Here is a 14,896-nt window from a genome sequence, read left to right as displayed (position 1 = left end):
GTGTCCTTCCCGTATCTTGAAAGTGAAGACGCGATCATCCGCCACGTCGAAACTTTCGAGAATATCGGCTTGCAAGTTAAGCTTCTCGTCATAGCCGACCAGGCGAGCGTATCCGTAGATGGTCATCATCCGGATATCTTTCTGGCTGCCGATGATCGTACGCAGCGTGCCGCCATACTGGCCGGGCTGCCGGCCCATCGCAGCGAGATTCAACGCGCGCGGGCGCTTGGGCAGGCGTTCGGCGAGTGCCGGCAGCGACCTGGCCTTCAGCCGTGGCTGAAGAAAATCCGGCTCCAGATCGCCGGCGCGCACCGTGCCCGGCAGAATTGCCGAAGCCATGAGCCCAAGGACTGTGCGCCGGCTGATCAATGGCGTAGCTCGCTGACATCGGCCGAACGTCGGGCCAGCACGAGGTGGCCGCCGCCAAGATCGAGCGGCGACAGCACATTCTCGTCGCCCTCGTCGCGGAGTTGCGGTCCCCATGCGCTGGTGTCGGAAGCGCCGCTGAGCTTCAGGGTCCTGAAATCCATCGGCCTGTCGAGATCGGGAAAAGGCACCGCAGCGACCAGTGAGCGCGTGTAAGGGTGGATCGGCTTCCTGAGCAGGATTTCGCGCGGCGCAAGCTCGACAATACGCCCGCCGCACATCACCGCGATGCGGTCTGCCATGTAGTCCACCACCGCGAGGTTGTGGGATATGAACAGGTAGGTCAGGCCCAGTTCCTTCTGCAGGTCCTTCAGAAGGTTCAGGATCTGCGCCTGGACAGAGACGTCGAGCGCCGAAACCGGCTCGTCGCAGATCAGGAGTTCAGGCCCCAGCGCCAAGGCCCGCGCGATGCCGATACGCTGACGCTGCCCGCCGGAGAAACTGTGCGGATAACGCTTGATGAAGCGCGGATCGAGCCCGATCGCCTGCATCAGGCTCTTGACCGTTGCGAGCCGGGACGCGGCATTGCCACGTTGATGGATCTCCAGCGGCTCGCTCAAGATGTTCTCCACCGTCATGCGCGGTGAAAGCGACGAAACCGGATCCTGGAAAACCATCTGGATTTTCGCGCGCAGCAGGCGCAGGGCGTCTCCCTCGCCTCCCAAGACGTCGATTGGGCCATCGCGGCCATTGAAGATCACAGAGCCGCCGCTGGGGGTGACGGCCCGCATGAGGATCTTGCTGACAGTGGTTTTGCCGGAGCCGCTTTCGCCGACCAGACCCAGGCACTCACCCCGCCTGATATCGAAGCTCACGCCGTCTACGGCGCGAATGGAGGTTTGATGATCCCCGCCGAACCATCCGGATTTGCGGATGGTGAAGGTCTTTGTCAGATCCCTGACCGACAGCAGGATGTCGTCCGGCCCCGTGGACGCCGGCGCCGTCTGCTTGCCGAGCAGGTTCCCGACATTCACCGGCACCTCGCGCAGCGCCTTCAGCCTTTCGCCGGGCTTCAGGTCGAAATGCGGTACGGCAGCCATCAGGCCCTTCAGGTAGGGATGGCCCGGCCGGCGGAATATCGCCTCGACAGGTCCCGCTTCCATGATCTCGCCATGGTACATAACCACCACCTCGTCGGCGACATTGGCGACCACGCCAAGGTCGTGCGTGATCAGCAGCATCGCCATGTTCAGCTTGCTCTGAAGCTCGCGCAGCAATTGCAGGATTTGCGCCTGGATGGTGACGTCCAACGCCGTCGTCGGCTCGTCGGCGATCAACAGAGCGGGCCGGCAGACAAGCGCCATGGCGATCATGGCGCGCTGACGCAGTCCTCCCGATAGTTCGAACGGATACATGTCATAGGCGCGCTTGGGATTGGGAAAGCCGACAAGGCTGAGCATTTCCTCGGTCCGCGCCTTGCGCTCCGCCCGAGCCATGGGCGTATGAATCTGCAGGGATTCGCTGACCTGGTTGCCGATCGTGTGCAACGGCGACAGCGATGTCATCGGCTCCTGAAATATCTTGCCGATGCGGCTGCCTCTCAACGCCCGGATTTCAGGTCCGTCGCGCGACATCTGCAGGATATCCTGCGTCGTGCCGGGCTTTTCAGGATCGGAAAACAGGATACGGCCGCGAACATGGGCTGTGTTCGGCAAAATGCCCATCACCGCCTGGCTGAGAACCGATTTTCCGGAACCCGACTCGCCCACAAGCGCGGTAACCTTACCCGGCAGGACGCGAAGGTTTGCGCGCCTGACGGCATGCAACGGCCCGCCGATAATGGCAAAAGAGATGCCAACATCCTCGATCCGCAGCAGGTCAACACCTGAATTCATTCTTAAACCAGCCCCACTCTGGCAACTTCCAGAAAGCGAGACTAGCGTATTGCCAGCCTAGAGCAACTTGGATTCGAAGCGGTCGCCAGCGGCGGCGCCGGCGACCGGACCGCCTGCCAAGGGCGTTCGGGTTGGTTCGTGGCGCCTACTGGAGCTTGCTCGGGTCGCCCGCCGACAGCCGGGCGGCATCGCGATGCAGCAGCATGACCTGCTCGGCCTCCGATTTTCGATCGTGAATCGTCTCCATCGCACCGTCTTCATCGAGCGTGAGCGCACCCGACAGATCGGGTGAAAGCACCGTCAGCTTCTGCTTGATGCCGGTCAGCTCCTCATGGCCCAGCGTCAGCCAGCTGTTTGCGCCGCAATAGCTGGCGAAGTCCTTGCTGGCGAGAACGCTGTGCGGATATTTCTTGGTCAGGATCTGGAGGCGCTGGACCTCGTTTACAGCCGAGCCGAAGACAGAGAATGTGAGCCGGTCGGTAAGCCCGACATTGCCGAACATCACATTGCCGACATGCAGGCCGATGCCAAATTTTATGTCGGACAACCCCTGCTGCTTTCGGCGCAGATTGAGATCCATGACCCGCGCGCTAGCCTGGTGCGCTGCCGCAAGAGCAGCCTGGCAGGCGATCTCGGACTGCGAGCGGTGCCTTTCGCAGGGGTACACGGCAATAAACCCGTCCCCGATAAAACTCATGATCTGCCCGCCTTTGCGATTGAAAGGTGCGGCAACGGCGTCAAAAAACTGGTTCAGCGTATCGATATAGATTTCGCGGCCCGAGGTTGCGGCAAGCCTTGTCGACCCGCGCATGTCGCCCATGACCAGTGCGGCCCGGATCGTATCGCCCTCGCCGCGCCTGATCTGACCGTCAAGCACGCGCCTGCCAGCGTCGCCGCCGAGATAGGTGGTCATCATGTTGTCGGCGAGCTTGGTGAGCACCGCCATCTTGGTTGCGATCGCGAGATGGCTCTGGATGCGAAGTAACGCTGAAATCATGCTGTCGCTGAAGCCTGCAGTGCCGTCGGTGGACCACGACCCGATCATGCCCTGACTGGTGTCGTCGCTGAAGGGATGGACGAAAGCCATGTAGTCGGTGACGCCCATAAGCGCGAGTTCACCGAAAATCGGAAACTCCGGCGGCAATGACGGGTCGATCCGGCGACGCAGATGGTCGAGCTTGTTGCTGAGCAGATGGTAGTACGGGCTGGTCAGGAATCTGTCGGACGGCTCGCCGGGCTCAACGCGGAAGCCTTCCACTTCCATGCCCTGGCCGCGAACCCAGGTGAAGCCAAGCGCATCATAAAGCGGATGCAGCATCGAAAAGCTCAGATGCACCCGCTTCAGCGGCAGGCCGGCAGCAGCCAGCCGCTCGCAAAAGCCTTTTACCAATGTTTCCAGGTCGCTGCCCGCCAGCGCCGATTGGTTCAGCCAATCGGCAACCTTATCCATGAGAATGGTGGAAATTTCTGCCTGCGCTGTGCTCATGCTATCTCGCAACCCGTCGAAGACGGAGCCCTTGTCGTTTGATCCGCCATAAAACAGTCCGCCAACGACCCCAAGGATAATCCCCCGAAGTCAACGAGACCTGCTTCGGCGGCAAAAGCGGCGAAGAATTTCCCTGATGACTGTCCTTGCGGCAGCAGACGTAACTGCATCTGTGTTCTGGGCGTTATGTGGCGAAGCTGCCTTCGGAGTGCAACCACGATCCTGACATCGGGCAGAAAATTCGCCGGCTTGGACGCTGTCAGGCCTTCACCACTTTCTCGCGGGCCAGCCCGAGGCGGCCAAAAACATTGCGTGTGTCGACGATCAGAAGGGCGTGATCAGCGATCGTCCGATAGTCGATCGCGTCGTGGTCGGTTGCAACGACGACAGCATCGAAATCCTTCAAGGCCGCCTCGGTCAATTCGACCGAGCGGCGCCCCTTGATCGCCATATGCTCCCGCGTGGCCGGAATCTCGGTGACATGCGGGTCGTGGAATTCCGCCTTGCCGCCCCGTTCCTCAATAAGCTCAATGAGCCGCAGCGAGGGGCTTTCGCGGATGTCGGGCACATTCTTCTTGTAGGCCAGCCCGATGATGAGAATGCGCGAGCGGCTGAGCGCCTTGCCGCAGCGCCGGTCCAGCGCCTTCGCCAGTTCATCGACCACGCGGTGCGGCATGGCCGTGTTGATCTCTGCCGCCAGCTCGATGAAGCGGGTCGGCAGTTCGTATTCGCGCGCCTTCCACGTCAGGTAGAAGGGATCGATCGGAACGCAGTGCCCGCCAAGTCCGGGGCCAGGATAGAAGGGCATGTATCCGAAGGGCTTGCTCTTTGCCGCCTCGATCACCTCCCAGATATCGATGCCCATCGCGTCGAACACGACCTTCAACTCGTTGACGAGCGCTATGTTGACCGATCGGAAGATGTTTTCCGTCAGCTTGACCGCCTCGGCCGTCGCGGTGGTGGAGACCGGAACGACGGTCTTGACCACGCCCTGGTAGAAAGCCTGCACGAGCCTCGCCGCTTCCATGCCATCGCCTGCCACGACCTTGGGGATCGTCGCGACTTCAAAGCTGCGGTTGCCGGGATCCTCGCGCTCGGGCGAGAAGCCGAGGAAGAAGTCTATCTTCGACTGCAAGCCGGTTTCTTCCAGTATCGGCTTGATCACGTCGTCAGTGGTGCCGGGATAGGTGGTCGATTCCAGCACGATCAGGTGGCCGACACGCAGATGCTTCGCAATGGTGCTTGCGGTGTTCCTGACAAAGGAGAGATCCGGCTCACGGTGTTTCGTCAACGGTGTCGGAACGCAGATGATGATGACATCGCAGACGGCCAGTTCGGCAAAATCCGCAGTGGCGCGGAACCGTCCGCCCGCCACCTGGTCGGCAAGGGCAGTCGACGTCACTGCCTCGATGTAGGATTGGCCGTTGTTCAGGCTCTCGACCTTCTGGGCTTCGATATCGAAGCCGAAAACCGGAAAGCCGGCGCGTGCGATCGCAACCGCCAGCGGCAACCCGACATAGCCCAGTCCGATCACGCCGACTTGCGCGGCGCGGGTCGAAATCCGGTCTAGAAGACGGTCATATATCGATCGCGAGGCGTCCAAAAATCTGCTTTCCCGTCAATTCGGACAGGCGGTCCGTTCCCGTGGCGAGGCTCACTAGGAACCACGGCCGAGGCATATTGCCCAGGATCGATTTCCGCAACCCCGTCATCAAACCGGCACCTTCGCCTTTAGGCTGGCGGCAGCCTTCGCATAGCCGCCGGCCGCGCCATCGATGAAATGAAGGTGATCGCGCTGCAGCGGCGAGGCGACGAGGCATGTCATCAAGGCCGACTTCTGGCGGTGCAGGCCATAGTTGCAGATGCCCGCCTCTTCCGCCTGCTTCAGCCGGTTCTCGATCCGTTGCAACACATCCGCGTCGACGTCGATGGTCATCTTCAAGCCGTCGTCGAACTTCCGGAAATCCGAATTGCTGGCCACGTCGCGTTTGTAGACCTTCGGATCGAAACTGCCGATTGTCCAGCCATATCTGTCGGTGACAGCCGTGAGCGTCATCAGGAACATAACATCACCCACAGCTTCGTTAGCCAGCGCCGTCCTGCCGGCGCCGTGGCGCGCGCCTCGATATCGAGGCCGGCAGGCAGCAGACTGTAGTCCGGCCCGTTCACCGGTACCGGGTGGCCATCGCGTTCCTGCCTGCCGGCAAGGGCGATGATGTCAGACGCCAGAAACTGAAAACCGCGCAAGTCGCGCGACGCCCCCGGTATGGCTATGATCGAGACGATTTCGCCGTGCCGGGCTTCGATCGGGTTCCAGCGGCAGGAGAGGCCGGTCAGATCCGGCCGCGCGCCAGCCGGCGCAGGATCGATGCGGTAGCGCCCCGCTTTCATCTCGGCTTCCGCCCAACTGCCGCCACCGCCGGCGAACATCGCATAGAAGACCGCTTCGGAGGCTTGAAATCTCGCCACGCGAACGTCGCGGCCTTGCGCCCTTATGTCTTTTATCGGCACGATTGCGGCACGCAGGGTCAGGTCCAGTTCGTCCGCCACCCATCTCTGCACATCCGCCAGCGCGTTGCGGGTAACCTCCAGCGCCGAGCCGGGAAACGCCACCAGCGCGCCGTCGCCGCCGAAGACAAAGGGAAGGTCTTGCCGGCCCAGCGCATTGAGCAGCGCCGAAATGACGCTGGCGCCGGCCATGTTGACGGTCTTGTAGCGCCCAGCCTCGATCGCCTTGGTCGAGCCGACGATGTCGGCCGTGGCCAGCGCCCAGCCATCGGGGAGAGGCCGATAGTTGTCGATATCGGCAACGCTTTCGAACTTGGCGAAGACCGGCAGAGAAGCGACAAACGGGTCGGACGCGGCGGCTGTTTCCATGAGCATGAGATAGCACATTTCCACTGCTTGAAGGTGAAGTCGATCGTGCTGCGAAATTGACTTGCGCTGGCTTTGCGATGATAGGGTCCGGAAATGCGAATTGCCTTCTACGCGCCGCTGAAGTCACTCAATCATCCCGTTGCCTCCGGCGACCGCCAGATGGCAAGGGCGCTGGTCAAGGCGCTGGAGCGCGGCGGGCATAGCGTCGAACTGGCTTCCGAATTGCGCTTCTATCTACGCGAACCGGAGTCGAAAAGTTTCCATGCGCTCAAGATCGAGGCCCGAGCGGAAGCCGCGCGGCTGGCAAGGCTTTGGGATCGTGACGGCAAACCCGGTCTCTGGTTCACCTATCATCCCTATTACAAGGCGCCCGACCTGATCGGGCCAGAGCTGGCATCGGCCTTTGCCGTCCCCTATGTGACAGCGGAAGCCTCCTATTCGAGGCGGCGCAACACCGGCTTGTGGGCCGATGCGCAAGCGTCGGTGGTGCGAGCCGTCGAACAGGCGGCGCTGAACATCTGCTTCACGCAAAGGGATCGTCAGGGACTGGCAGAGGCGATACCCGATGCCGCTCTGGGCATGCTTTCGCCCTTCATCGACACATCGGCATTCCGGGAAACGCCGACACGGGGCTGTCCGACGCGCCTCGTTACCGTCGCCATGATGCGCCCGGGCGACAAACTCGAAAGCTATCACATGCTGGCGCAAGCGCTCGGCTCGATCGGCCACCTGCCCTGGACCATCTCGGTCGTCGGGGACGGGCCTGCGCGTGAAGAGGTCAAGGCACAATTCGCGGGCCTGCCCGCCGACCGCGTCGAATGGCTTGGCGCGATTGAGCCAGCCGCCGTGCCGGATGTCCTCTACGGTGGGGGAATTTACGTCTGGCCGGGTTTCGGCGAGGCCTATGGCATTGCCTATCTTGAAGCACAGGCCGCCGGCCTTCCGGTGGTAGCCCAGGACATCGCCGGCGTGCCGGAGGTCGTGCGGGATGGCCAGACCGGGTTTCTCACCCCGCCGGGCGATGTGGCGGCATTCGCTTCCGCCATTGAAAGGCTCCTGACCCGGAACGACGAAAGAACCATCATGGCCGCGGAAGCCAGACGCTTCACCCTCGAAGAGCGTTCCCTCGGTGCGGCGGCTGCGTGTCTGACCGAACTTCTTGCGAAGATCCCGGTTTCATGACACCCGATCGGATCTGGCAACCCCTGGTGGAAGACCTAGCGCGCTGGCAACGGGCGGGCCGCAAGGCAGAGTTCTGGCTGCGCGACGATGACGCCGTGGATCCGACGCCCGCGCTTGACCGGCTGCTCCGCCTCACCGGTGAATTCGCGGTTCCGGTCACCCTGGCCGTGATTCCGGCCCGGACTGATGAGAAGCTTGTCGTCCGGCTTGACGAGGCGCCGCATGCCACGGTCGCAATCCATGGCTGGGCGCACCGGAATCATGCGCCAGAGGACCAGAAAAAGCAGGAGCTCGGCCCGCATCGGCCGCGCGAGGCGGTGCTCGATGACCTGGCGCGCGGGCTGTCGCACGTAACCGGCCTGCATGGCGCACGTGCCGTTCCGATGCTGGTGCCACCCTGGAACAGGATCGACGCCGGCCTGGTTTCCGACCTTGGATCGATAGGATTTACGGCATTGTCGGTCTATGGGCCGCCGAAGCCGGCTTCGCTGGCGGTCATCAACAGCAATGTCGACATCATGGATTGGCATGGCACGCGCGGTTGCCGCGATCATGGCCTGTTGGTTCAGGCTATCGTCGCGCAACTGCAGCAGGCATTCGATGGCGGCGAACCGGTCGGCCTGCTCACCCACCATCTCGTACATGATGAATCGGCCTGGCTTTTCCTCGAACGGCTGTTCGCAGTCACCGCACAGGCTGAAGGCTGCGCATGGCTTCCGATCAGGACATTGATCGGGCGCAGCGCCGGCAAAGGAAAATAGCTCAGCGCTTTTTATGCGATGAGACGGGAAATTCGAGCGTCTGGCCATCCCGCGCGGCAAAAGCGCCTGCAAACCTGTCTTTGGCCAATTTCTCCATCTCGTCCAACTGATCGTCGGTGCGCGACGGATCGTGGTGAAACAGCGCAAGCCCCCGCGCGCCGGCAGCCTCACAGAGCTTGACGCCCTGTTGCCATGTCGAGTGCCCGTTACCGCGATAGCGCTCCATTTCCTCTTCGGTGTAGGTGCAATCGTAAATGACGAGGTCGGCATCCTCGATGAGATCGAGGATCGCCTGATCGAGCTGGCCCGGCTCGTGCTCGGTGTCTGTGATCACCGCCACGACGCGGCCACCCCATTCGACCCGGTAGCCTATGCAGCCACCGGGATGGGTGAGACTGCCGGTTCGGACCACCACTCCTTGGCGCGGCCGAAGCACGTCTCCGGATACGAAATCGCGATAGTCGAGGCTTGCCTTGCAGACATCCAGTCTCACCGGAAACCAGGGCGGCCGCATGAACTCATCGACCATCTGCCGGGTCGTCATGCGTCCCGCAAGATGCCCGGACCAAAGCCTGAGTTTGACGCTCCGGTCATACATCGGCTTAAAGGCCGGCAGCCCGATGATGTGATCGTAATGACAATGCGTGAAAAACAGGTCGAAATCGGTCACGCCCGACGCCCGAAGCGCCCAGCCGGCAGGCCGCAGGCCAGAGCCCGCGTCGAATAGAAGCGTATGCTTGCCGCATCGCATCTCGATGCAGATTGTGTTGCCGCCATAGCGAGAGAATTCTGGCCCCGATACCGAAATGCTGCCGCGCACGCCCCAAAACCTGACCAGGAAAACGTCGTCGTCCATGCAAGCCCTTCGTAGTCCCCCTCGGCCATCGTAGCCAAACAACTGCTGCTAGGCGAGAAAGGTTTTCCTCCTGATGACCTTGTCCGTGAGAGGCCCGTGCCATCACGACGGCAAGGATCGAGCGCAATTCATTCGTTATTGGCGCTTCGCGCGTCGATCAGATCCGCGGTCGTATGGCTCAGGCGATCGGCAAGAACCCGAACCATCTCGATGGTCATTTCCGGGAACTCCTTCATAAGCCTCAGGAAATGATCCTTGTGAATTCTCAAGGCTTCAACCGGACTTGCGGCTCTGACGGTGGCCGTGCGGGAGCTGTTGCACAATATGGCGATCTCGCCAACGATCGAATTTGGCAGCAATTCGGCAACTTTTATCGGTCCGCTGTCGGAATCGACCAGAATATCCGCCCTGCCTGAAAGGATGACATAGGCCGCATCTCCCTCATCACCCTGCCGGAAAAGGATCTGGCCGGCGGCGTAGCTCACGCGATCGGATGTGAACGCAAGCAGCTTGAGCTTTGTCGGCTCTATGCCAGAGAACAAGGGAACGCGTTGCAGCATTCCAACCTCATCCTTGAGCAGCATTGTCGCGAACCTTCCCAAAACTCACGTCTGCGAGACTAGAACAACCCACCCCCAGATAGGATCAATTCTGTTTCCGGGTGGCGGGACGAACCACGCGAAAGGTGGCGGGCCCGATCAGCCGGAAACCCGAATCCCTTGACCTTGCCACAAGTTCCCACCGGCAGAATGATCCCATCTGAATGTCCAATGCTCTATGATAGCAGTTCCTTGAAGATACCGCTCTCCGCCAAAAGTGTCTCGTGTGTTCCGTCTTCAACCAATTGGCCCGAGTCGAAGACGACAACGCGATCGAACATCATCCCCATTGCCGGATTCGTCACCACCCACACAATTGCCGGCGAATGGCCGTCGCGTCTGGCCTCCTCGAGCACGTTTTGCAGCACCTTGTCCTGCATACGCTGGTCGAGCGCCGACAGCGGCCGGTTGAGAATGAGAAAATCGGGACGCTTGAGCAGGGCCCGGGCGACGTCGAGCTTCTGTCGCTGTCCACCGGTCAGCCGCCTGCCGCCGGAACCGACATTGAAGTCCAGACCGACATCCAGAACTTCGGCATAAAGCCCCAGCTCGTCAAGAATGTCATAGACGATGGAGCGTATGCGGTCCGGCGCGTCGGGATGGTTGTTGCCCACGCGGCCGAACAGGACATTGTCCATGACGGTAGCCGCGGCGATGTATTTGGCGGGATCATACCGTTCGACCGCATTCTGCAGCTCGGGCGGAAGGTTTTCATAGAATCCATTGCGCGCAGCCACGATCTTGCTCATCAGCTCGTCGCTCAGCAGGCCGAAGCGATGCCGGGGCTCGATATAGGCAAAGCTCAAGGTGACGATCATGGCGCGATCGTTCTCTGAGACCGCCTCGTAGGGACGGTTCTTGAGCCGTTGCAGCAAGGTTTCGTAGGCGGGGATCTCCTCGGCGCTCATGAAGGCGAGCTGCTGGAAGAACTGGTGATCGGGCGGCAGGTCGGCAAACAGCTCGATCGCCTGGTCTGCGATCTCCATGCCCATTTCGTAGAGCGTGCGGTCGAGGCCGGCCTGGCTCAGCACAGAAGCAAAATACGGATTGGCCGCCAGAGCCCTGTCGGCCAGTTCGGGGCCGGCGGCAGCGCCGAAGAGCAGGTTCTGGCCGATCGTTGCTTCCTTGTTGTAGGCGCCCGGTTCGAAAGGAACCACCAGTCCGCTCAGCCCTTCGTGTTCCAGCCGCGTTCGCAGCGCCGCACGCAGTTCGACGATTCGCCTGGCAAGCTCCGTGTGACGCGTCAGGTCGGCCGAAGAGCGCAGGCCAAGATCCAGAATGTCGCGCGACAGAATAACCGCGTCGAGCACCCGGCGCACGGCTCCAAAGAGGTCGTGCGGGCCGGTAGCGCCGGCGGAAGCGTAGTCGATCCAGTCGCTTTGGATATCATGATCGGGATTGCCCGACCGGCGCGCCTCGTGGATGTTCCAGCGGCGCTGGTCTGCCGCAGCGCCGTCATAAGTCACCGATGTCAGCGGCGCATGCTTCAACCCGTAGAGCAGGTTGTCGCGGAGGCTTGCCTGGAACAGGAAAACATCCGACGAGGCATAGGACATGCGCCGGCCGGTCACCGCTTCGGGGAGTTCAAGCAGGTCGTGGGCGCCCGAAGCGACCTTGCCGCCTTTCGGCCGGTTCAGCCGCGCGAAGGCTTCCGCCAGCGCCTCCGCTCCACCTGTTGCGGTACTGACCAGCGCCACCGTCTCACCCGGCTTGACCTGGAGGGAGATACGGTCGAGGAGCAATGCACCGCCATCGTCCGCTATCGACAGACCGATCGCCGACAGCGGGCCGGTCATCGGCCCGGGGGCGTCGATCGTCAATGCCCCGATTGTCGGCGCAATGACACCGTCGACGGTGAACTGTTCGACGACTTGCTGATATTTGACCTGGACATCCTGCCGCGCCTGATCCCAGTCGATCAGTTCCTTCATCGGTCCGGGCAGGTCCTTGTAGGCGCCGATCACGGCCACGAGCTGGCCGACGTCCAGCCGCCCCTCGATGACCAGATACCCGCCGATCATGTAGAACAGGAAGGGCGTCAGCTGCGCGAGAAAATTGTTGAGGAACTTTACCATGAATTTCCATTGGTAAAGATCGAAGCGGATCTTGAAGATGAGCCCGAGCCGGGCAGCTATGTCGGCGCGCTCGTAGTTCGAGGTGTCGTGGACGTGAACCGCGCCGATGCCGTCGACGATTTCGCCAACCCGGCCCGAAAGCGCGCGCGCCGTCAGCTGCCGTTCGCGACCGAGCACGATCAGCCGCCGCCGCATTCGCGGGATCAGCACGATCTGGATCACCACGATCACGACCGCTATCGTTCCGAGCCAGAAATTCTGGACCATGATGAACAGCATGGCCGTCAGCGCCTGGCCGCCGAGCAGCACCGGCTGCAGGAAGGCGTCGCCGATGAACCCGCCCAGCGGCTCCACCTCGTCCTTCACCATGGTCGCCACTTCGGCGGATTTCACCCGTTTGAAGTAAAACGGCGGAAACCGCAGCACTCGATCAACCAGATCGAAGCGGATACGCCGCAGCATGCGTTCGCCGAGGCGGCCCTTGTAGGTGTTGATGTAGAGTTTGAACAAGCCGTTGATGACGACCAGCAACAGGAACACGACGCTTAGGGCAAGCAGCGTTGCAGAGCGGTCGAGCTGAAAGCCGGAGAAGAACTGGACCTCGCCAATGAACGGCAGGTCATAGTGCAGTCTCATGAATGGCTGGGTGGCGCCCGGTTGCTCGAAGCCCTTGCCTTGGATCGGGCCGTTGACGATCAGCTTCGGCAGGTCGAAGGACATGAAATACGGGATCATCGAAAGCAGGACGATCATCAATATCCAGAGCTGCTGCTTCCTGGTGTGCCTCCAGATATAGCGGGCTAGGCTGGGTTCCATATGCGACTGTGGGTCCTTCAGCTGGAAGGATGCAGGATGTGAGAGCACCTGCCGGCGAAGGGCGCATCGGCAAGGTCTTCGTCGCCAAAGACAAGCTCGCAGCCGCAGCCCACCCAGGACGCCTTCGGTCCGGACAGATGCAACCGGCCCTCTCCGGGCAATGGCGAAGCGGCTAACAGCATAATCACGTCCCGGATCAAACAGCCTTGCGGGGGGCAAGATTGCGTTGTGTCGCCCGAAATCCCACCCTACAAGACGACTATGATGGATGTCACGCAACCACGCAATGCCGCCTTGGACGGGCACGAGCAGGCCCTGGACCTTACGCGGGGAATTGCTGCCTATGTCAACCACCCTCTCGTGAGCGGGCTGGCGCGCGTCATCGCCAAGCATCCGCGGGCCGACATCGCCAACGCCTTCAACCACAAACAGGTCGCCTGCAAGATGTGGGCGCTCGACAGGCTTTTCGAAAGCTGCGGCGGCCGGTTCGAGCGCATATGGGTGCTGGGTGGATGGTACGGCGTATTGCCGGCAATGCTTTTCAACGACGCCCGTTTCGACATAGCGGCGGTCGATAGCATCGACATCGATCCCGAAGTCGGCGCGGTGGCCATGACCCTCAACCGGGAAGCCGGCGACCGGTTCCGGGCGCTGACGGACGATATGTACGCACTCGACTATGCGGCCGGGCAACCCGACCTGGTGGTCAATACAAGCTGCGAACACATAGCCGATCTCGGCGCCTGGCTTGCTTTGCTTCCGCGCGGCACGACTGTCCTGCTGCAGTCGAACGACTATTTCAGCGAGCCGACGCACATCAACTGCGTGGCTTCACTGGCAGCCTTCGAAGCCATGGCCGCGCTGCGGGAGATCAGGTTCTCCGGCGAGTTGCCGACAAAGAAATATACGCGCTTCATGCTGATTGGAACTGTCTGAAGCGCTTTGCGCGACTCTAACGGACGCGACTCGCGTTAGGATCTTAGGGACCAGGTTCGATGCCGCTCGCGCAGGATTTGCGCCGCGTGATGCGCGCCTTCCAGGTCGAGGCGATGCGCGGATGGCGTCGGCGCCCCAAGCGCCTGTTCGATCGCTTGCGCCAAACCTTCAGGCGTTAAGTCCTGTTCCGTCAGCACCGTTGCAAGACCGAGTTCTTCGAGCATCAGGGCGCGAACCGTTTGTTCGGTTTCCCCACCGGCTGCAAATGGAACCAGCAGGGAGCGGCAACCGGCGCGCAGGACATCGCAGACCGTGTTGTAACCCGCCTGCGAGACCGACAGGCGGGCGCCGGTCAGCAGGCTGGCGAAATCCTCGCGGAACCGGAAGATGGACAGCCCCGGCGTGGCATCGTGCGCGATCGCGTCAAATTCGTCTTTCGGCAAGTTTGGGCCGGTGATCAAACACCATTTCCAAGCGTTGTTGGCATTCCTTTCGGCGGCGATGGCGGAGCTGACCAGGTGTTTTCCGGCAGCGCCGCCGCCAACCGACACCAGAACGTCGAAGCGCTCGGAGGCCGCGGGCGGTGGCGGCGCGGCAACGAGCCCCGTGTAGGTGACCTCGGCTGTGATCGCCCCAGCCAGTGGAAATGTCTTGTCGATGGTTGCGAAAGCCGGATCGCCGTGAACCATGACAAGGTCGAAATGCCTGTTGATAAGATCGACCGTTTCCTCGTTTCGGCCCGGCTTGACGCGCTCCTGAAGGATATCACGGACAGACGTCGCCAACAGCGGCCTGGGCGATGTCGCGTCGATGGCCTCGATCAGCGGCATGAGTTCGAAACGCATCTGCCGGCGTCCAAATGGAAACGCCTCGATCATGACGATATCAGGCCTGCAATCCCGAAATGCCTGCAGCAGCATCTCTGAACGCCGCTTCTTGAAATCATCGTCGATGGGTTTGCCTTGCAGGTCGACAAGGCCGGAAAATCCTTCATCACTTGAGGTGACAGGTGGCAGGATTACCGACTTTACCCCCGGTCCCGGGAAC

The 14,896-nt window shown here is 61.5% G+C and carries 10 protein-coding genes and 2 pseudogenes; 3 read left to right on the top strand and 9 right to left on the bottom strand.

The features are described 5' to 3' along the window. From EN738_RS17410 to EN738_RS17390, 5 genes and pseudogenes are all read right to left on the bottom strand, one after another. Nucleotides 1-369 (bottom strand): annotated as a pseudogene (locus EN738_RS17410) (ABC transporter substrate-binding protein); the annotation flags it as partial. Further along, nucleotides 366-2,261 carry an ABC transporter ATP-binding protein gene (locus tag EN738_RS17405; RefSeq protein WP_127284757.1) on the bottom strand — a complete coding sequence of 632 codons (1,896 nt, stop codon included), beginning with the start codon at nt 2,259-2,261 and terminating at the stop codon, nt 366-368. The gene EN738_RS17405 and the pseudogene EN738_RS17410, both read right to left, overlap by 4 nt. Before the next feature lie 145 nt (nt 2,262-2,406). Continuing rightward, nucleotides 2,407-3,747, bottom strand: a complete 1,341-nt coding sequence (locus EN738_RS17400; RefSeq protein WP_127284756.1) for an adenylate/guanylate cyclase domain-containing protein — start codon at nt 3,745-3,747, stop codon at nt 2,407-2,409. 259 nt (nt 3,748-4,006) lie between these two features. Then, nucleotides 4,007-5,350, bottom strand: coding sequence for a nucleotide sugar dehydrogenase (locus EN738_RS17395; RefSeq protein ID WP_127284755.1), 1,344 nt, complete (start codon nt 5,348-5,350; stop codon nt 4,007-4,009). Between the two features lie 108 nt (nt 5,351-5,458). After that, nucleotides 5,459-6,624, bottom strand: a pseudogene (locus EN738_RS17390) (DUF3095 domain-containing protein). Between the two features lie 93 nt (nt 6,625-6,717). Here EN738_RS17390 and EN738_RS17385 point away from each other — a divergent pair. After that, nucleotides 6,718-7,806: a glycosyltransferase family 4 protein gene (locus EN738_RS17385; RefSeq protein ID WP_127284754.1), complete on the top strand. Its 1,089-nt coding sequence runs from the start codon at nt 6,718-6,720 to the stop codon at nt 7,804-7,806. Continuing rightward, nucleotides 7,803-8,567 (top strand): polysaccharide deacetylase family protein, encoded by a 765-nt coding sequence (locus EN738_RS36340; RefSeq protein ID WP_127284753.1) that lies wholly within the window; start codon nt 7,803-7,805, stop codon nt 8,565-8,567. Before EN738_RS17385 ends, EN738_RS36340 begins: the two co-directional genes overlap by 4 nt. Before the next feature lies 1 nt (nt 8,568). Here EN738_RS36340 and EN738_RS17375 read toward each other — a convergent pair whose 3' ends face one another. From EN738_RS17375 to EN738_RS17365, 3 genes are all read right to left on the bottom strand, one after another. Beyond that, the gene (locus EN738_RS17375) at nt 8,569-9,423 is read right to left on the bottom strand and encodes an MBL fold metallo-hydrolase (protein WP_127284752.1); all 855 of its coding nucleotides are present in this window, start codon (nt 9,421-9,423) and stop codon (nt 8,569-8,571) included. Nucleotides 9,424-9,551: 128 nt separating this feature from the next. Continuing rightward, nucleotides 9,552-10,007: a cyclic nucleotide-binding domain-containing protein gene (locus EN738_RS17370; RefSeq protein WP_127284751.1), complete on the bottom strand. Its 456-nt coding sequence runs from the start codon at nt 10,005-10,007 to the stop codon at nt 9,552-9,554. A 191-nt stretch (nt 10,008-10,198) separates the two neighbouring features. After that, nucleotides 10,199-12,913: an ABC transporter ATP-binding protein gene (locus EN738_RS17365; protein ID WP_127284750.1), complete on the bottom strand. Its 2,715-nt coding sequence runs from the start codon at nt 12,911-12,913 to the stop codon at nt 10,199-10,201. A gap of 264 nt (nt 12,914-13,177) precedes the next feature. On the opposite strand from EN738_RS17365, the gene EN738_RS36335 reads away from it, so the two are divergent. Continuing rightward, nucleotides 13,178-13,849, top strand: a complete 672-nt coding sequence (locus EN738_RS36335) for a class I SAM-dependent methyltransferase (RefSeq protein WP_127284749.1) — start codon at nt 13,178-13,180, stop codon at nt 13,847-13,849. Between the two features lie 35 nt (nt 13,850-13,884). On the opposite strand, the gene EN738_RS17355 is transcribed toward EN738_RS36335, so the two are convergent. Next, the coding region (locus tag EN738_RS17355) for a glycosyltransferase (protein ID WP_127284748.1) at nt 13,885-14,896 on the bottom strand (1,012 nt) is incomplete at its 5' end.

This window comes from Mesorhizobium sp. M4B.F.Ca.ET.017.02.2.1 (assembly GCF_003998955.1).
Lineage (GTDB): Bacteria > Pseudomonadota > Alphaproteobacteria > Rhizobiales > Rhizobiaceae > Mesorhizobium > Mesorhizobium abyssinicae.
This window is presented reverse-complemented; position numbering and strand designations above follow the sequence as displayed.

Coding starts and splice junctions, on each gene's coding strand:
- EN738_RS36340 (WP_127284753.1), top strand. CDS start 7,803: ATGACACCCGATCGGATCTGGCAACCCCTGGTGGAAGACCTAGCGCGC.
- EN738_RS17400 (WP_127284756.1), bottom strand. CDS start 3,747: ATGAGCACAGCGCAGGCAGAAATTTCCACCATTCTCATGGATAAGGTT.
- EN738_RS17375 (WP_127284752.1), bottom strand. CDS start 9,423: ATGGACGACGACGTTTTCCTGGTCAGGTTTTGGGGCGTGCGCGGCAGC.
- EN738_RS17370 (WP_127284751.1), bottom strand. CDS start 10,007: ATGCTGCTCAAGGATGAGGTTGGAATGCTGCAACGCGTTCCCTTGTTC.
- EN738_RS36335 (WP_127284749.1), top strand. CDS start 13,178: ATGGATGTCACGCAACCACGCAATGCCGCCTTGGACGGGCACGAGCAG.
- EN738_RS17405 (WP_127284757.1), bottom strand. CDS start 2,261: ATGAATTCAGGTGTTGACCTGCTGCGGATCGAGGATGTTGGCATCTCT.
- EN738_RS17385 (WP_127284754.1), top strand. CDS start 6,718: ATGCGAATTGCCTTCTACGCGCCGCTGAAGTCACTCAATCATCCCGTT.
- EN738_RS17365 (WP_127284750.1), bottom strand. CDS start 12,913: ATGGAACCCAGCCTAGCCCGCTATATCTGGAGGCACACCAGGAAGCAG.